Origin of the sequence: Kribbella sp. NPDC050459 (genome assembly GCF_040655315.1) — a bacterium.
Taxonomy (GTDB): domain Bacteria; phylum Actinomycetota; class Actinomycetes; order Propionibacteriales; family Kribbellaceae; genus Kribbella.
Genome location: NZ_JBFAJQ010000002.1, coordinates 897,180 through 913,655, shown reverse-complemented (window position 1 = coordinate 913,655; position 16,476 = coordinate 897,180). Strand labels below are relative to the sequence as shown.

17 protein-coding genes are annotated in these 16,476 nt (G+C 69.8%); 7 read left to right on the top strand and 10 right to left on the bottom strand.

What is annotated here, in order from left to right; translation table 11 throughout:
* The 3 genes from AB0I12_RS10425 to AB0I12_RS10415 all read left to right on the top strand — a co-directional run bounded on the left by AB0I12_RS10425 (position 1) and on the right by AB0I12_RS10415 (position 2,694).
* Positions 1 to 936 (top strand): dihydrodipicolinate synthase family protein, encoded by a 936-nt coding sequence (locus AB0I12_RS10425; RefSeq protein ID WP_359927404.1) that lies wholly within the window; start codon positions 1 to 3, stop codon positions 934 to 936.
* Between the two features lie 27 nt (positions 937 to 963).
* Positions 964 to 1,674 (top strand): FCD domain-containing protein, encoded by a 711-nt coding sequence (locus tag AB0I12_RS10420; RefSeq protein WP_359927401.1) that lies wholly within the window; start codon positions 964 to 966, stop codon positions 1,672 to 1,674.
* Positions 1,675 to 1,833: 159 nt separating this feature from the next.
* Positions 1,834 to 2,694, top strand: coding sequence for a DUF559 domain-containing protein (locus AB0I12_RS10415; protein WP_359927399.1), 861 nt, complete (start codon positions 1,834 to 1,836; stop codon positions 2,692 to 2,694).
* A gap of 110 nt (positions 2,695 to 2,804) precedes the next feature.
* Here the strand turns inward: AB0I12_RS10415 and AB0I12_RS10410 are convergent, their stop codons facing one another.
* From AB0I12_RS10410 to AB0I12_RS10390, 5 genes are read right to left on the bottom strand one after another with little or no spacing between them, the layout of a single operon-like run.
* Positions 2,805 to 4,445 (bottom strand): DNA repair helicase XPB, encoded by a 1,641-nt coding sequence (locus AB0I12_RS10410; RefSeq protein ID WP_359927396.1) that lies wholly within the window; start codon positions 4,443 to 4,445, stop codon positions 2,805 to 2,807.
* Positions 4,446 to 4,490: 45 nt separating this feature from the next.
* Positions 4,491 to 5,144: a DUF6000 family protein gene (locus AB0I12_RS10405; RefSeq protein WP_359927394.1), complete on the bottom strand. Its 654-nt coding sequence runs from the start codon at positions 5,142 to 5,144 to the stop codon at positions 4,491 to 4,493.
* Entirely contained in the window at positions 5,144 to 7,426 is a 2,283-nt protein-coding gene (locus AB0I12_RS10400) for a helicase-associated domain-containing protein (RefSeq protein ID WP_359927392.1), read from the bottom strand. The genes AB0I12_RS10405 and AB0I12_RS10400 overlap by 1 nt, the downstream gene beginning before the upstream one ends.
* A 2-nt stretch (positions 7,427 to 7,428) precedes the next feature.
* On the bottom strand, positions 7,429 to 7,950 hold the full coding sequence (locus AB0I12_RS10395; RefSeq protein ID WP_359927389.1) for an AAA family ATPase: 522 nt from the start codon (positions 7,948 to 7,950) through the stop codon (positions 7,429 to 7,431).
* The gene (locus AB0I12_RS10390) at positions 7,947 to 8,729 is read right to left on the bottom strand and encodes a GNAT family N-acetyltransferase (protein WP_359927387.1); all 783 of its coding nucleotides are present in this window, start codon (positions 8,727 to 8,729) and stop codon (positions 7,947 to 7,949) included. The genes AB0I12_RS10395 and AB0I12_RS10390 overlap by 4 nt, the downstream gene beginning before the upstream one ends.
* A 108-nt stretch (positions 8,730 to 8,837) precedes the next feature.
* Here AB0I12_RS10390 and AB0I12_RS10385 point away from each other — a divergent pair, with 108 nt between their 5' ends.
* Positions 8,838 to 9,611 carry an alpha/beta hydrolase gene (locus AB0I12_RS10385; RefSeq protein ID WP_359927384.1) on the top strand — a complete coding sequence of 258 codons (774 nt, stop codon included), beginning with the start codon at positions 8,838 to 8,840 and terminating at the stop codon, positions 9,609 to 9,611.
* On the opposite strand, the gene AB0I12_RS10380 is transcribed toward AB0I12_RS10385, so the two are convergent.
* Complete coding sequence (locus tag AB0I12_RS10380; RefSeq protein WP_359927382.1) at positions 9,575 to 9,940, bottom strand: DUF427 domain-containing protein; 366 nt, start codon at positions 9,938 to 9,940, stop codon at positions 9,575 to 9,577. The two genes, AB0I12_RS10385 and AB0I12_RS10380, sit on opposite strands and share 37 nt — an antisense overlap.
* A gap of 58 nt (positions 9,941 to 9,998) precedes the next feature.
* On the opposite strand from AB0I12_RS10380, the gene AB0I12_RS10375 reads away from it, so the two are divergent.
* Together AB0I12_RS10375 and dmpI are read left to right on the top strand one after the other, a co-directional pair.
* Positions 9,999 to 10,871: a LysR family transcriptional regulator gene (locus AB0I12_RS10375; RefSeq protein ID WP_359927379.1), complete on the top strand. Its 873-nt coding sequence runs from the start codon at positions 9,999 to 10,001 to the stop codon at positions 10,869 to 10,871.
* An 84-nt stretch (positions 10,872 to 10,955) separates the two neighbouring features.
* On the top strand, positions 10,956 to 11,138 hold the full coding sequence (gene dmpI / locus AB0I12_RS10370) for a 4-oxalocrotonate tautomerase DmpI (RefSeq protein ID WP_355699624.1): 183 nt from the start codon (positions 10,956 to 10,958) through the stop codon (positions 11,136 to 11,138).
* Positions 11,139 to 11,164: 26 nt separating this feature from the next.
* Here the strand turns inward: dmpI and AB0I12_RS10365 are convergent, their stop codons facing one another.
* Genes AB0I12_RS10365 through AB0I12_RS10355 form a run of 3 tightly spaced genes read right to left on the bottom strand, consistent with a single transcriptional unit; the run spans position 11,165 to position 13,853 of the window.
* Positions 11,165 to 11,950, bottom strand: a complete 786-nt coding sequence (locus AB0I12_RS10365) for a metallophosphoesterase (protein ID WP_359927376.1) — start codon at positions 11,948 to 11,950, stop codon at positions 11,165 to 11,167.
* A 1-nt stretch (position 11,951) separates the two neighbouring features.
* Positions 11,952 to 13,187, bottom strand: coding sequence for an Nramp family divalent metal transporter (locus AB0I12_RS10360; RefSeq protein WP_359927373.1), 1,236 nt, complete (start codon positions 13,185 to 13,187; stop codon positions 11,952 to 11,954).
* 60 nt (positions 13,188 to 13,247) lie between these two features.
* Positions 13,248 to 13,853: an SIMPL domain-containing protein gene (locus AB0I12_RS10355; protein ID WP_359927371.1), complete on the bottom strand. Its 606-nt coding sequence runs from the start codon at positions 13,851 to 13,853 to the stop codon at positions 13,248 to 13,250.
* A gap of 92 nt (positions 13,854 to 13,945) precedes the next feature.
* On the opposite strand from AB0I12_RS10355, the gene AB0I12_RS10350 reads away from it, so the two are divergent.
* Positions 13,946 to 14,881, top strand: coding sequence for a DUF6454 family protein (locus tag AB0I12_RS10350; RefSeq protein ID WP_359927369.1), 936 nt, complete (start codon positions 13,946 to 13,948; stop codon positions 14,879 to 14,881).
* On the opposite strand, the gene AB0I12_RS10345 is transcribed toward AB0I12_RS10350, so the two are convergent.
* A complete protein-coding gene (locus tag AB0I12_RS10345; protein WP_359927366.1) occupies positions 14,874 to 16,337 on the bottom strand; it encodes a restriction endonuclease in 1,464 nt (487 codons plus the stop codon). The two genes, AB0I12_RS10350 and AB0I12_RS10345, sit on opposite strands and share 8 nt — an antisense overlap.
* Positions 16,338 to 16,476: the final 139 nt, after the last annotated feature.

Genomic DNA, 16,476 nt, shown 5'->3' with positions numbered 1-16,476 from the left:
TTGACCGCATCCGCCCGTCTGGCCGGCGTCGTACCGCCGCTGGTCACTCCGCTGACCCCCGAGTACGACGTCGACACCGCATCGCTGGCCCGGCTCATCCAGTACCAGCTGTCCGGGGGTGTGGACGGGGTGTTCGTGCTCGGCACCTCCGGCGAAGGCACCTTCCTGACCGACGAGCAGCGCCAGGTCGTGCTGGAGACGGCTGTCGGCGAGGTGGCCGGACAGGTCCCGGTCCTGGCCGGCGTCATCGACACGTCGACCAACCGGGTTGCCTCCCACGTCTCCGCGGCACTGAAGGCCGGTGTGTCCGGCATCGTCGCCACCGCGCCGTTCTACGCCGCCACCCATCCGGCCGAGATCGAGCGCCACTTCACGCGCCTGGCGGAGCTGACCGGCGACACCCCGTTGTACGCGTACGACATCCCGCCTCGCGCCGGCACCAAGCTGCCTGCGTCGCTGGTGACATCCCTCGGCGAGCGGGGCGTGATCGCGGGGGTGAAGGACTCGTCCGGCCAGGAAACCTCTTTGCGCGAGCTGGTCATATCCCGCCGTGAGAAGAACCTGGACGACTTCGTGATCATGACCGGCTCGGAGGTGACGGTCGACTCCGCACTGGCGTTCGGCGTCAACGGCGTCGTCCCCGGGCTGGGCAACGTGGACCCGGCCGGCTACGTGCGTCTGTTCAAGGCCGCGGTGGCCGGCGACGCGGCGGCGGCACGCGACGAGCAGGACCGGTTGTTCCGGCTGTTCGAGATCATCAACGTCGCGGACCGCTCGCGGATGGGGGCGAGCTCGGCGGCGCTGGGTGCGTTCAAGGCCGGCCTGTACCTGTTGGGCGTGATCTCCTGCCCGCTCACGGCGTACCCGAGCATCCCCTTGGACGACACGGAGATCGCCGCTGTCCGGCCGCTGCTGGAACGCGCCGGATTACACTGAGCGATCTCAGACAATGGGAGGCCGGCAGTGACAACGGGTGGGCTCAGCCGGGCACGTGGTGCGGCAGGCAACCAGTCCTTCATCCGGGACGCGATGAAGTCGTACATCCTGGAGCGGGGGCTGAAGGCGGGTGACCCGCTGCCCAACGAGCAGGAACTGATGGCGCAGCTCGGTGTCGGCCGGCATCCCTTGCGCGAGGCGATGAAGGCGCTGCAGGCGGTCGGCATCATCGAGATCCGGCACGGGTACGGCACGTACGTCGGAGAGGTGAACCTGCAGTCCCTGGAGGACGGACTCGCCTTCCGGATGTCGCAGTCGATGGCGGGCGACCTCCGCGACGTACAGAACGTCCTGGAGGTCCGCCAGGCCATCGAGGTCGGCCTCGCCGACGACGTGGTCGACCACTTCAAGCAGCACGGCTACGAGACCCTGGAACCGATCGTCGAGCGCATGGAGGCCACGGCCGCCGAGGGCAAGTACTTCCCCGACGAGGACTGGGCCTTCCACCAGGCCCTCTACGAGCCGCTCGGCAACGCCCTCGTCATCGACCTGCTCTCGGTCTTCTGGCGCACCTTCGCCCAGGTCGACGCCCGCCTCCCCGGCGCCCGCTACACCCCCGCCGACGCCGCCGCCTGGCACCGAGACCTCCTGGTAGCCCTGGAGTCCGGCAACCCCGCAACCTACGCCCACTCCATGAAGTCCCACTTCAACGGAATCCACACCCGCTTGGACTCGTAGCGACCGTGCAAGCTCGACAGGACGTATACGTCCACTGAAAGTGACTTGTCGGTCGGCTGAGCGTGCCTTGCACACTCAGATGCGGACACGTCCTGTCGAGCTTGCACGCCTGTGGATGAACCACAGCACTGTGCGGCCGGTCTGGGGCACCATCCTCGGATGGAATCGGTCGGCGCGGTCCTCGAGCGCCATGGCGGTTGGGCGACCCGGTCCGAGCTGATCACGGCGACTTCCCGCCGCGCCGTCGAGACCGCGCTCGAGTGCGGTGAGGCAGAGCGGATCGCGCTGGGGATCTATGCGTTGCCGGGTCTTCCGGCCGAAGAGCTCGCCGTGGTCGCGTACGACGGAGTGCTCTCGCATATGAGTGCAGCGCATGCGCTCGGGCTCCCGCTGCTCACAGTGCCGGAGAAACCCCACGTCATCCTCCCGCCCAAGCGCCATCCCCGTCCGGGGCCGCCGGCTGTTCTGCATTGGGCCGACACCACCTCCGGCGAACGCCGCAAGCGGATCACGTCACTCCTGCGGACCGTCGTGGATTGCTCTCGCACCCTTCCGTTCGGCGAAGCGTTGGCGGTCGCGGACGCGGCTCTCGCGACCGAACGGCTCAGCCAGGACGAGTTGCTCGCCGCCACAGCCGCGCTACGTGGTCACGGCTGTCCGAACGCTCGCCGAACAGCCGCGGCAGCGAGCGGCCTGTCCGACAGTTTCCTCGAGTCCGTTCTCCGGGCGCTTCTCATCAGCGCGGGTGTCGAGGGCTTCGAACCGCAGATGCTGGTGATCCATGGGTGGTTTCGGGCTCGGGTCGATCTCGGGCACCGGGCAGCTCGGTTGGCGCTCGAGGCGGAAGGGTTCGAGTTCCACGGCTCCCGGCGCGACTTCGCCGCCGACTGCCATCGGTACGACGAGTTGGTGGCCGCGGGGTGGCTGGTCCTCCGATTCACCTTCGAGCAGGTCATGGGTGATCCGGCCTGGGTCGTCGCGACCGTCAGGGCCGCGCTGGCTCAGCGGCTCGCAGGGTGACCGTGTGCCAGCTCGACAGACATGTCCTTCGGATCACGCCCGGTACTGCGAGCGCTGAGCGTGCGGCACACGTCCGCACCTCGACACGTCCTGTCGACCTTGCACGTTTCTCAGGCGAAGAGGTTTTCGGCGTCGACGATGGTGTAGGCGTAGCCCTGTTCGGCGAGGAAGCGTTGGCGGTGGGCGGCGAACTCGGCGTCGATGGTGTCCCGGGCGACGATCGAGTAGAAGCGGGCGGTGCGGCCGTCGCCCTTGGGGCGCAGGACGCGGCCGAGGCGCTGGGCCTCCTCCTGGCGGGAGCCGAAGGTGCCGGAGACCTGGATGGCCACGGACGCCTCGGGCAGGTCGATGGAGAAGTTGGCGACCTTGCTGACCACCAGCCGGGTGATCTCGCCGTTGCGGAACGCGTCGAACAGCCGCTGCCGTTCGCGGACCGTCGTCTCGCCCTTGATCACCGGGCATTCCAGTCGCTCGCCGAGCTCGTCCAGCTGGTCGATGTACTGACCGATCACGAGCAGCGGCTCACCGGCGTGGTGCTCGGCGATCCGGCGGACCAGCTTCGACTTGGCCGGTGTGGACGCGGCCAGGCGGTAGCGGTCCTCGGGCTCGGCGGTCGCGTACACGAACCGCTCGGTCTGCTCGAGATCCACCCGCACCTCGATGCAGTCCGCCGGCGCGATCCAGCCCTGCGCCTCGATGTCCTTCCACGGCGCGTCGTACCGCTTGGGGCCGATCAGCGAGAACACGTCGCCCTCGCGGCCGTCCTCGCGGACCAGCGTCGCGGTCAGCCCGAGCCGGCGCCGGGTCTGCAGGTCGGCGGTCATCCGGAAGATCGGCGCGGGCAGCAGGTGCACCTCGTCGTACACGATCAGGCCCCAGTCGCGCGCGTCGAACAGCTCCAGGTGCGTGTAGACGCCCTTCCGGCGCGTCGTCATCACCTGGTACGTCGCGATCGTCACCGGGCGGATCTCCTTGCGCGCGCCGGAGTACTCGCCGATCTCGTCCTCGGTCAGGCTGGTGCGGCGGAGCAGCTCGTCCTTCCACTGCCGCGCGGACACCGTGTTCGTGACCAGGATCAGGGTGGTCGCGGACGCCTGCGCCATCGCGGCCGCGCCGACGATCGTCTTACCGGCGCCGCAGGGCAGTACGACGACACCGGAGCCGCCGTGCCAGAACGAGTCGGTGGCCTGCTCCTGGTACGGGCGCAGCTCCCAGCCGTCCTTCACCAGGTCGATCTGATGCGCCTCACCGTCGACGTACCCGGCGAGGTCCTCCGCGGGCCAGCCGAGCTTCAGCAGGGTCTGCTTGAGGTGACCGCGCTCGGACGGGTGCACCAGGACCGTGTCGTCGTCGATCCGGGCGCCCAGCATCGGCTTGACCTTGTTGCTGCGCAGGACCTCTTCCAGCACCGGCCGGTCGGTCGTCACCAGGACCAGTCCGTGCTGCGGGTGCTTCTCGAGCCGCAGCCGCCCGTACCGATCCAGGGTCTCGGCGATGTCGACCAGCAACGAGTGGGGGACCGGATAGCGGCTGTAGCGCAGCAGCACGTCGATGACCTGCTCTGCGTCGTGCCCTGCGGCCCGCGCGTTCCACAAGCCGAGCGGGGTGAGGCGGTAGGTGTGTACGTGCTCCGGCGCCCGTTCCAACTCGGCGAACGGCGCGATGGCCTTCCGGCACTCGTTGGCGTCCGCGTGCGCCGTTTCCAACAACAGCGTCTTGTCCGACTGCACGATCAGTGGACCGTCTGTCACCCGCAACTCCTATCGTCGCCCCGACCCTCCATTGTGCCTCCTACCTCAAAAGGACTCGGTGGCTCGGCGCTCCTCCCGCATCTCCCGGCGCGTTCCCGGGTTGCCTCCAGCGGCGAAGACGACCTCTGCGCGGATGTGCTTCGCGTAGGCCGACAGGTCTTCGTCGGCCGAGCCGGGCCAGCGCTCCCACGGGCCGCCTTCACCCAGGAAGCGCTGGGCGTAGGCAGTGCCCAGCTGCTCGTCGAGGTAGATCAGCGTGGCGAGTGCCTGCCCCTGGCACTGGGTGTTGTGGCCCTCCGGCTCGACGGGCAAGGCGAGCACGTGGTCGAGGTAGCCGGCGAGGATCCGGGCGTCGGCCTCGGTACCGAGGCAGGCCAGCGCAGTGCAGTAGCTGTAGGTCCAGCCGAAGCCGCGTGGCCGACCCGCGAGCATGTGTTCTTCGATCACCGGGCGGAGGTCGGCCCGCTGCGCGGACGCGATCAGCCAGATTGCGGCCATGTTGGTCCGCCAGCCGCCGGATTCCAGCATCAGAGTCAGGTCTTTCGCGGGCGCCAGCCGGCCGCCCCACCGAAGGCGGAACTGGTACCACCACTGTCGCGGCCGTGGCCAGACCCACGCTCGGACGATCAGGGGCAGGTAGCCGCCGTTCGGCGACCAGCGAAACATCGCCCAGAACGCTCGGTTGTCGTCGTCGTCCATCAGTCGACCGCCCGGGCCGCAGAGATGCGGTGCAGCGCGTAGGTGCGGGGGTTGTCGGTGGTGTCGTCGTAGGCGGTGAGCCAGCCGTCGGCGACGCGGACCGGCTCGACGATGCGCTCGGAGGAGTGGCCGTTGTGGTCGACGTACGCGATCCAGGTGCGGGTGTGCGCCTCGGCGGCGTTGGTGAGCACGGCGATGGTCTCCGCCGGGGCCGCGGGCTCGATCAGGCCGTCGTCGCCGGGGCGCTCGGCGGCGATCCGGTCGCCCGCGCGAACCTTCTCGATGACTGCCTTCACCTGGTCGTCGGTCAGGTCGAACGCGCTCTCGTTGAAGTCCCTGCTGGTACGACGACGCGGCGCCTCGCCACGGCGCGGCGCACCGGTTACATGCACCGATCCGTCGAACGTCTCCGCCAGCGGCGCCAGCCCCGCGTCGCGCAACCTGCTCAGCACCATGTCCGGCGGTGACGGCGACACGACCACGGTCGGTGCCAGCCGACGGAACCGCACACCGGGCAGATTCGAGTTGAGCAGCTGGGTCAGCACAGTCTCGTCGTCACAGCGCAGGTACGTCGACGCGGTCCCGAGCCGCAGTACGCCGTGGCGCCGTGCAACGTCGTCGATCAGGTACGCCAAGGGCTGCGGCACCGGGGTCCGGGAATGCTCCGCGAGCCACGTGTGCAGCTGCTCCGCGGTACGTCCCAGGTCGAACGCACGCCGTACTGAGCTCTCACTGAACCGGTAGACGCCGGCACCGCCGTCGGACTCCACGTCCGCCATCGCCGACAGCTCGTCCTGCACCGTACGCACCAGCGGTCCAGGGGCCACTGCGGTGAGGTCGGCCTGCAACAGCACCTCGGAGACCGGTTCGGGCATCAGCGGACTGATCGCCTCGGCCAACTCGTCGGCAGTCGGCTCGGATCCCAGCAAAGGCTGAGCGTGCGACGCCAGCATGCCCAACCCGGTCAGCCCGAGCAGGGCGGCCTCGGACACGCTCCACTCGACCAGGTCGTCCCGGAACTGCCCGCCACGTCGTGGGCGATGCCAAGCCACCCAGGTCACCACGGTCTCCGGAGCCGGCGCAGTCCCCGGACCGGCCTCGGCCAGCGCGTGCAGTGCCAGCAGCCGGATCTCCGGCGCCAGCAACCGCTCCAGGTCCGGTGCCAGTGCGTTGATCAACCTCTCGCGCGCAGCCGCAGTACTACCTGTGCTATCGCGCCGTCCGATCAGCCCGATCGCGCGGAGACCTGAGAACCAGGCCATGACGAGCTGAGCCCACCGATGCGCCAGGTCCAGCTCCAGCCAGTCGTCGTACGAACTGGTTGGCAGCCACAGCTCGCTCGTACCGACTTCTACCGCTGCTACCAGCCCAGCGGCGTACGCCATCTCCAGCACAGCTGCCGCGGTGTGCTCCTCGGCACCGATCTTCCCGGCCAGGCTGCGCAGCTCACGGACACCGACACCACCCGTACGCAGGACGGGCGGCGGCTCCGTGCCCAGCTGCTCCAGTGCCCGGTCCACCAACCGCACCAGGTCCAGAGCCGCACCGGCAGCGGCCCGGTCCGCGATAGTGGCAGACACCTTCTTGCCGTCCAGCGGCGGCGGTACCGGACGCGTCGACGCCAGCACCCGCCCGCCGCGGAGGTGCAGGCCGATCTGCCGCGGCAGCACCACCGTGTTCGCGTCCTTGGGTACGACGAGACCGCGCGCCAGCAACCGCTCCACAGGCGTGCGCGCCGACGCGATCGTCACCGGCCGGTCGGCCTTCTCGACCGAGCCGGTCGGCGGACCCCAGGTCAGTTTGTCGAGGACCGCGCGCGCGTCCGGGCCGGCGTCGTCGATCAACTTGTCCAGATCACCGAAGTGCCGGGTCGTGGTCGGGCCGAGTCCCGCCGGCGTCGGTCCGAGCAGCTCGTGCACCGCACGGATCGGACGCAGGTCGTCCTCGGCGCCCCAGACCAGGGCGAGGTCCAGCAGCTCGGCGACCCGCGGCTGGACGACCTCGACCGGCTGGCCGACGCCCCGCGCCAGCGCCTCCAGGTCCACCGGCTCCGGCAGCGCGGACAACGACTCCAGCAGGTCCACACCGAACTCGTCGAGCCGGTTGATCGCCCGCGCCGCGGACGCGTTGCTCGTCGCCCGGGCCGCGAGCTGCCCGGTGTCCGCGGGAATCGGCAGCGCCAGATCCGGCCGCCGCCGCAGCAGCTCACCGAGCGCGGCGTCACCCCAGCCCCGCAACGCCTCGGCGAGGGTACGGGGGCGGGTGGGCTCGGTCGTGCTCATCCCTACAACGGTACGGGATCCGCGCCGAGGTCGGTCAGGATCTTCGCTACGGTCTCGTCCAGCGTGCTGCCGGGGCCGATCACGGTCTGCTGGACGCCGTCGAGTACGTCGCGCTCTCGGTACCAGTCCTGCATCATCTCGGGGCTGACGCCGGGCAGGTCCCGCGTCCCGTGCCGTACGACGGTCTCCGCGAAAGGGATGTCGAAGTAGTAGTGCAAGGTCGCGCCACGGTGGTCCGCTGTGAGGCGGCGCAGCATGTCGCCGTACCGTGCGGCGTCCAGGATGCCCTCGAGCACCACGTCGTACCCGTGGTCGAGCGCGTAGCGGACGGTGGTGTCGATGAGCCCGATGTTCACCCCGCGGGGGTGGTCGTGCTCGCGGAGCAGGATGCGGCGGATGTGGTCCTGCTCGACCCAAGCCGTACCGCGGCCAAGGCGTTCACGCAGCGTCCGGGCCGTGGTCGACTTGCCGGAGCCCGAGTTGCCGCGCAGTACGACCAGACGGGTGTCCGGACTCCCTATCACTCAGCTGCTCCGGCGTGTCCGATCCGGTGGAAGCCGACGCGTTCGTAGACGGCTGCGACCGCGTCCGACTCCGCGGACAGCAGTACGACGTCCACACCGTTGTCCAGCGCGTGCTCGACGAGCGTCGAGGTCACTGCGGCACCCAGGCCGCGCCGGCGCATGGACGGCAGCGTGCCGACGCCGACGATCTCCGTCATGGAGCCGACCGGCTGGTGAGTCCCGCTGGCGACCATGCCGTCGTCGGTGAACGCACCGGCGGTCACAGAGACACCACGCCGCATCCGGTCCTGCAGGGCCGCGACCGTGTCGGCCGCCATCCCGGCAGCCGCAGCGTCCCGCTCTGCCGGCCCGGCCGAGCCAACAGCCGTGCCTGGCTCGCCGAATGCGAGTCCGGCGACCGCACGGGCCTGTCGTACCGGGCCGTCGTCGGCCGAGATGATCTCGCAGCGGGCATCTGCCACGGCAGGGCGGAAGTCCGCGCGCTCCAGCACCAGCAAGGGGTGTTCGACCACAGTGAGCCCGGCTGCCGCCGCTGCCGGACCCAACGACGGGCAGGTCTCCACGACCCACTCGAAGCTCAGCGGGATCTCCAGCTCGGCACACCGCTCCCGTACGAGCTCGATGTCAGCCGGCTGGATCGTCGCCCCGGAACTGGGCACCGGGCGTGCGTAGTACGGCCAGATCGTCGTACTGCGGAACAAAGTGAACGGCCCGACCTGTTCGGGAACCGCGCCGGACAAGGGAACCTTGTGCAGGTAGTCATCGACTCGCGTGATCATCGCGAAGCAGTGAACCACCCCGGCAGCCCAAGCGCCACCGACTATGTCGAAGTGCGTCGTCGGGCTCCGACGTCGCTGACGTCAGCCACGACGAGCGAGGAGCATCAGATGGAGAAAGTGACGTCAGCGGACGGCACGACGATCGCCTACGACCGCCTGGGCAGCGGGCACCCGCTGATCCTGGTCGGGGGAGCGCTGTGCGACCGGCACGCGCTCCGGCCGCTGGCCGACGAGCTGGCGAGCGACTGCGACGTGGTGACGTACGACCGCCGCGGCCGCGGGGACTCCGGCGACAGCACCCCGTACGACGTCCAACGCGAGGTGGAAGACCTCGCTGCGCTGCTGACGGCCTTCGGCGGTACGGCGGCGGTGTACGGGCACTCGTCCGGCGCAGGCCTGGCGGCGATCGCGGCGAGTCAGCTGCCGGTCACGAAGGTGGTGCTGCACGAGCCGCCGTACGGACCCGACGACGTGGACCCGACGGACGACGGCGAGCGGGTGCTCGAACTGATCCGCGAGGGCCGGAACCGGGAGGCCGTCGAGCTGTTCATGCTGATGACCGGTGCGCCGCGGCCCGACGCGCTGGAGGTGGCCGCGCTACCGGGTGTCGCGGAGCTCGCGCCGACGCTCGCGTACGACTTCGCGGTGATGGCCCACGAGGCCAACACACCGGTCGAGACGCTCCGCGCGGTCACGCAGCAGACCCTCGTGGTCGCCGGGACCGCCACCGCGCCGTTCATGCTCGACGCGGCCCACCGGATCGTCTCGATCCTGCCGAACGCGACGCTCACCGAGCTCCCCGACCACCACCACGTCGTACCGCCGGAGGTGCTCGCCCCGGTGATTCAGGCGATGATCTCGATGGACACCTTGTCCGGGTAGAACGCGACGTGCTCGCGGATGTCCGCGACCGCGTCGTACGGCTGCTCGTACGTCCAGACGGCGTTCACCAGGTCCGGCAGGATCGTGTAGTACGACGCGTCGCCCTTGTACGGGCAGTAGGTCTGGTGCTCGGTGCGCTCGAGCCGCGTGAAGTCGACGTCCGCGCGCGGGATGTACTGCACCGCCGGATAGTTCGCCTCCTGCAGCGACAGCGCGTCGCGGGTGTCCGCGATCACCACGTCGCCGACCTTCACGACCACCCGGTCCGGGTTCTTGCCCACGGTGATCGGGTGGTCCGGCCCGGGAATCTTCACAGTCTTGTCCGCCATAACCGCTGACAACCCCGCCCGGCCCGGCGCCATTCCCAGGATCGGCGATGATCGGCGGGTGGAGTTCCGACAGATCCAGTACTTCGTCACCGTCGCGGAGCTGCTGAACTTCGGCCGCGCCGCGGAGCAGCTCGGGATCGGCCAGCCGGGCGTGAGCCAGCAGATCGCCCGTCTGGAACGCGAGCTCGGCGTCCAGCTCTTCGACCGCTCGGCCCGCGCCGTCCGCCTCACCGAGGCCGGCCAGCGCTTCCTCCCCGCCGCCCGCTCCGTCCTGGCCGCCGTCGAACACGCCCGCACCGCGGCCACCGCCGCTCCCACCCGCCGCCTCCGGCTCGGAACCAGCACGGGACTGGGCGAACGGCTCGAGGTCGTCGTCGCGGAGCTTTCGTCCGAAGGCATGCACGTGGAGCTGGTGAGTACGTCGACGCGCGCCCGGCTGGAGCGGGTGAAGGCAGGCCAGCTCGACGCGGCCTTCGTCCGCGGCACGGACGAGGCAGCCGGCCTGGAGTTCGTCCCGGTCTGGGAGGACGACCTGCTGATCGCCCTGCCCAGGACCGCCGCGCCGGGCCACGATGTCGACCTGACCGATCTTCGCGAACTTCCCCTGAGGATCACCGACCGCCGCACGAACCCGCCGCTGGTCGACCTGGTCCTGTCGGCCTGCGCTGCCGCCGGCTTCGAACCGGTCCTCGGCCCGCGCTCGAACAACCTGCAGGACACCCACGCCGCGATCGGCGCCGGCGCCCCGAGCTGGACCGTCATCTACGAGTCCCACGCCCGCCTGCTCCGCGAGGGACGCGTCGTCTTCCGCAGACCACGCCCACGGCTGGCGCTGACCACCAGCCTCGCGGTCCCGGCCGGTACGACGGTCGGCGGCGACCTCGCCGTACTGCTGGAGGCCTGCCGGAGGGCGTCCGATCAGTTCGAGTGATCGCAGGACATCGCAACTGCGTCTCGTTCGCGGCGGCCCTGGCGACTGGAATGGGCTCAGAAGCCGTCAACGAAAGGAAATCCGATGCCCGTCGTCACCGTCCTGCAGGGTCCGCGGACCCCGGAACTCAAGCGCGAACTGGTCCAGAAGGTCACCGACGCGTTCGTCGACAGCCTCGGCGTCCCGGCCGAGAGCGTCCAGGTCTGGATCCAGGAGACCCCGCCGGAGAGCTGGGCGATCGGCGGCACACTCACCGCCGACAAGTAGACCCAGCCCTGCCTACGGTCGTCGGGTCAGTCCGCGGTGAGCTCGACGACCAGGCAGGGGCCGCCGTCGAAGGCGCCGCCGTCGATGCCCAGGGCCAGGCCATCGGCGTACAGGTGCGGCCCGGTCAGGAACTGCGGGTCGATGCCGAGCTGGTCGGCGACGATGCTGTGGCCGTGCACGATCCGGCGGCCGCCGAGATGCTGCAGCATGATCCGGGCCACCTCGGGACCGCTGGGGCCGCGGAACGCGTACCGCGACGTCATCCGGCGCCAGATCTCCCACCACACCTCGATGTCGTCGGAGTGCAGCTCGGCCCGGGCCGCGGCGTTGATCTGGTCGATCGTGTCGCCCCACTCGACGTACTCGGCGGTGTCGGAGTGCATCAGCAGCTGGTCGGCGTCCAGCCCGAGCATCGGCCGGTCGAGCAGCCAGGCCACGTCGTCGTCGGTGAGCAGCTCCTGGTCGCGGTCCTGGCCGCCGTTCAGGGCCCAGGAGCGCTCGAAGCTGCGCAGCGTGAGGCCGTCGTGCGGGACGAACGTGTCGCCGAACTTGTACATCCCGAGTGCCAGGATCTCATGGTTGCCGAGCAGCATCCGGACAGTGCCGTCGGGTGCCTGGTCGATCAGGCCGCGCACGAAGCGCAGGACGCCGATCCCGTCCGGGCCGCGGTCGAAGAAGTCGCCGAGGAACCACAGCCTGACGTCCGCGCCCGCCCAGTTGCCGTCGGCATCGGTGAGGCCGGCGGCGTGCAGCGCGGCGGTCAGTTTCTCCAGGTGGCCGTGGATGTCGCTGACGGCGTACACCCGGGTCACGTCATCCCCGCAGCGTCAGCACGATCAGTACGACGTTGAGGGCCGTGACGGCGGTGGCTACCAGGCATGCCGCGAGAGTAGTCGCCCGGCGGTTGACGAAGTCGCCCATGACGCGCCGGGAGGCGGTCAATCTCACCAACGGCCACAGCGCGCACGGGATGCCGAAGCTCAGCACCACCTGTGAAACCACCAGTGCGCGGCTGGGGTCGATGCCGATCGCAAGGACGAGCAGCGCGGGGATCAGTGTGATCAGGCGCCGTACTGGCAGCGGGACATGACGCTGCCAGAAGCCGTCCAGGATGACCGAGCCGGCGTACGTCCCCACCGACGAGGAGGCGAAGCCGCTGGCGAGCAGCGCGAGCGCGAACAGCAGGGCCGGCAGCTGACCGAGCCGGTCACCGATCGCGACGTGGGCCGCCTCGAGGGAGTCGGCGCCCGTGCCCTTCAGGGCCGCCGCGGCCACCACGACCATCGCCAGGTTGACCGCGCCGGCGAGCGCCATCGCGACCGCGACGTCGAGCCGGGTGGCCCGCAGCACGCGGGACTTGCCGTTCTCGGAGCGGATGGTCTTCCAGTGCCGGTCCGTCACCAGTGCGCCGTGCAGCCAGATCGCGTGCGGCATCACGGTCGCGCCGAGCATGCCGGCCGCCAGTACCAGCGACTCAGTCCCGTCCAGCCGGGGCACCAAGCCGCCGATGACGCTGCCGGCCGACGGGTCCGACTTCACGGTGGACACCACGAAGCCGACCAGGACGACGGCGAGCAGACCGATGATCGCGGCCTCGAACGGCCGCTGGCCGCGTTTCGACTGGTAGACCAGCAGCGCGAACGACACCACACCGGTGATCACGCCGCCGACCAGCAGCGGTACGCCGAACAGCAGGTTCAGCGCGATCGCGCCGCCGACCACCTCGGCCAGGTCGGTCGCGACCGCCACCACCTCGGCCTGCGCCCACAGCCCGGTCGACGTCGAGCGCCGGAACTCGTCGCGGCACAGCTGCGGCAGCGTCCGCCCGGTCGCGATGCTCGCCTTGGCCGCCAGGTACTGCACCAGGACGGCCATCAGGTTGGCGCCGACGACCACCCAGCACAGCAGGTAACCGTAGGTCGCACCGGCGGCGATGTTGGTCGCGAAGTTACCGGGGTCGACGTACGCGACGGCAGCCACGAACGCCGGCCCGAGCAGTAACAGCCCGGACCGACTCAGTTGCCGCCGCAGCGGTGCCGGTGCGTACATGAGAGAAGTCTCTCTGTCTGTACCCAGCGCGCAACCCCTGTGCGCGTTTTGAGACGCGAGTTACGCCCAGGCGAAGTGCACCTGGAGCGAGACCACGACGGTTTCGTCGCCGGGTACAACGTTGATTGCGGAGTCGTACGCGCCTTTGGCCCCGAGCATGGCCTCAGGACGCATCGGGACGTGACCCTGGGTTTCGGAGATCGCGGTCACCGAGCCGAGTGAGTAGCCGGACAGGGCGGCCAGGTGCGCCGCCTTCTCCTTGGCCTCCTGGAAGGCCAGCTCCCGGGCCTGGGCCAGCAGCGCGGACTTGTCCTCGATGTCGAACTGCAGCCCGTGCAGGGCGAGGCTGTTGCCGATAGCACCGACAGCCGCGTTCAGCAGCGCGCCGAAGCCGGTCAGGTCCTTCGTCTCCACCAGCACCGTGTGCGAGGCCCGGTACGCCGGGTCGGTGCCGGGCTCCCGGTACTCCTGGAACACGCTCACAGAACTGGTCCCCAGCTGCGAGTCCTGGACGCCCTGGGCGCGCAGAGCCGCCAGCACGGCGTCCGTCCGCTCCCCGACCGTAGCGACAGCCGCCGCCACATCAGGCGCCACCTGCTCGACGCCGAACGTCACCCGCAGCACATCCGGCTTACCGGAGACCTGCCCAGACCCGACAACACTCACCCCTGTGTCCATAACGGTCAGTTTGGCATCACCTGCAAGTCATCTGGGCATCTCACACTGCAGCATCGACTTTCGATCCGAGGAGACCGTCAATGCGCAGACGACTGCTGACATTCGCCGCCCTGACCGGTGTGTTGCTCACCGGTCTGACCACCGCCCAGGCAACCGGGCGGGACTCCGACGTCACGCGTGCCTTCCAGGCCACGGACCGCAGTACGGCCTGGAAGCTGGTGCAGCGTGTGCCGTTGAAGTTCCCGACATACCACCCGCAGGGGATCGCGCTGGTCGGGGACCTGATCTTTCTGAGCAGTGTCGAGGTGCTGGAGGCGCCGGTGAAGTACCCGGTGCCGGTGGACGGGTACGACCGGACCCCCGGGAAGGGGATCGGGCATGTCTTCGTGCTGGACCGGCAGGGGAATCTGAAGAAGGACATCCGGGTCGGTGAGGGTACGGCGTACCACCCGGGCGGGCTGGACTTCGACGGGAAGGACGTGTGGGTGCCGGCGGCGGAGTACCGGCCGAACTCGCGGGCGATCGTCTACACGGTCGACCCGAAGACCTACCGCGTCACGGAGCGCTTCCGGGTGCAGGACCACGTCGGGGGAGTGGTGCGCGACCGGACGACCGGTCAGGTCCACGGGGTGAGCTGGGGCTCCCGCACGCTCTACGACTGGACGCCCGCCGGCAAGCAGCTCGGCAAGATGGCCAACGAATCCCACCTGCTCGACTACCAGGACTGCGACTACGCCGCCCGCGGCAAGCAGCTCTGCGGCGGCGTCACCACCCTGGCCGGCCCCAACAACACGTCGTACGACCTGGGCGGCCTGGCCCTCCTCGACCTCCGTACCAACCGCATCCTGCACGAGATCCCGTTCCCGTACTTCTCCCCGACCACCAACCACAGCGCCACCCGAAACCCGGTAGCCCTCGAAACCACCCCCACCACCCTCCGCCTCTACACCGCCCCCGACGACGGCGAAAACCCCGGCGGCACCGAACTCCAGGTCTACGAATCCCCGCTCAACTAGCCCGCGGAATGATGCGGGCGGGGATGTCGTGGTGGTGGCAGAGGGCCAGTAGGGCGGTGCCGTCGATGAGTTGGAGGGGTTTGCCGTTGGCGAACTGGTAGCTGGTGGGGCCGAAGCCCGAGGTGGTGATCAGGATGCCTTTGGTGGCGCCGGCGTCGACGACGGTGCCGAAGAGGTCGCGGACGGCGGACGGTGGGACGGTGCGGGTCCAGAGCTTCGCCTGGACGACGAACTTGCCGCCGGTGATCGGCCGGGGGTCGTAGGCCACGCAGTCGATCCCGCCGTCCGTCCCGCGCCGGAACAGTCTGGTCTCCAGCCCCATCCGCGTGAGCAGGTTGTGCACCAGGTGCTCGAAGGCCTCGGGAGTGAGCTCCAGCAGGTTCGGGCGGGCGTCGATCTCGCTGATCACGTCGACCGCCTCGACGGCGCGCGGGTCGGCGAGATCGAACTCCAGCACCGGCTCGACCGGCTGCAGCTCCTCCGGGTGCCGTGACACCTCAGCGGCGAAGTAGTGCCGCACGCACGCCACCGGATCGAGCTGGTCGAGCACCAGCGCCTGGTACTGCTCCCGGGTCGCCCGCAACGTGATCAGACAGGGCCGCACGGTCTGCCCGGTCGTGAGGTCGACCGACTCGACCATCCCGTTGAACACGACGGTCTCGACCACGCCGTACCTGTCGCTCCCGAACACCGAGTGCAGCGCGCGCAGAGCCAGCTGCGCCACCAGCTGCTGATACAGCCGCCGCAGCTCCAGCGGCTCCCGCATGACCGGCAGCACCGCATCCAGCGAGCGGTCATAGCGGTACGACGCCTCGGCCGGTACGGCGCCGACGTCGGGCAGATCCCACTCCACAGCGAGCAGCGTCGACTCGGGGACGTACCCGACCTTGCGCCGGCGTGGAAAGTCGAGCGGCTCCAGCACGCGATCCAGCGCCCGGGTGAAGTACCGCGTCACGGCGGCGCGATCGCGGGTGCGGACCGCGTGTTCGTACGCGTCGATCCGCGCATGCTGTTCCGCGGTCGCCTCGTCGAGCCGGCGCTGGTGCTCGAGCTGCTCCCGCAGCGCTCGTGCCACCCGCTCCTTGCGGGCTTCCTCAAAAGCACGGTGCCGCTCGATCGCCTCCGCGAACCTGTCCTCCGCATCGGCGAGCCGGCGCATGAACCGGCGCTCGGCGCCCCACCACCGGAACCGGCCCGGCTGCTGGGGCACGAACGCATCCCAGACAGGTCCGGGATGCGCCTCGAGATCGGCCGGCGGCACGGTCGGCGGTGCGCGCCGCGGCGCCCGCTTCAGGGTCTGCAGATCGGTGCCGTGGACGTCGACCGCCAGCGCGCCGGCGAGGATGCCGCCCAGGACCTGGACGCGTTCCTGCACCGCAGCGGTACGTTGCGCCGCCTCGGCAGTACGCCCGGGCGGACGGTCGCTGCGGGCGTGACCTTCCACGGATCGGCCCATCGCCTCACACCTCTCCACTCCAAGGTAACGGCCCAAACACGCTCCGCGACCGACGTGACGCAGAGTTGGTAAGGACATTGCTTGCCGTCCACCCCCTGTTTCCTGCCGCACGTGCACTTGCAGACGCATTTGACGAGCG

Bases quoted from the DNA above. Each gene is read 5' to 3' on its own strand.
- AB0I12_RS10415 (WP_359927399.1), top strand. From the start codon at position 1,834: ATGGAATCGGTCGGCGCGGTCCTCGAGCGCCATGGCGGTTGGGCGACC.
- AB0I12_RS10405 (WP_359927394.1), bottom strand. From the start codon at position 5,144: ATGGACGACGACGACAACCGAGCGTTCTGGGCGATGTTTCGCTGGTCG.
- AB0I12_RS10400 (WP_359927392.1), bottom strand. From the start codon at position 7,426: ATGAGCACGACCGAGCCCACCCGCCCCCGTACCCTCGCCGAGGCGTTG.
- AB0I12_RS10390 (WP_359927387.1), bottom strand. From the start codon at position 8,729: ATGATCACGCGAGTCGATGACTACCTGCACAAGGTTCCCTTGTCCGGC.
- AB0I12_RS10385 (WP_359927384.1), top strand. From the start codon at position 8,838: ATGGAGAAAGTGACGTCAGCGGACGGCACGACGATCGCCTACGACCGC.
- AB0I12_RS10380 (WP_359927382.1), bottom strand. From the start codon at position 9,940: ATGGCGGACAAGACTGTGAAGATTCCCGGGCCGGACCACCCGATCACC.
- dmpI (WP_355699624.1), top strand. From the start codon at position 10,956: ATGCCCGTCGTCACCGTCCTGCAGGGTCCGCGGACCCCGGAACTCAAG.
- AB0I12_RS10360 (WP_359927373.1), bottom strand. From the start codon at position 13,187: ATGTACGCACCGGCACCGCTGCGGCGGCAACTGAGTCGGTCCGGGCTG.
- AB0I12_RS10350 (WP_359927369.1), top strand. From the start codon at position 13,946: ATGCGCAGACGACTGCTGACATTCGCCGCCCTGACCGGTGTGTTGCTC.
- AB0I12_RS10345 (WP_359927366.1), bottom strand. From the start codon at position 16,337: ATGGGCCGATCCGTGGAAGGTCACGCCCGCAGCGACCGTCCGCCCGGG.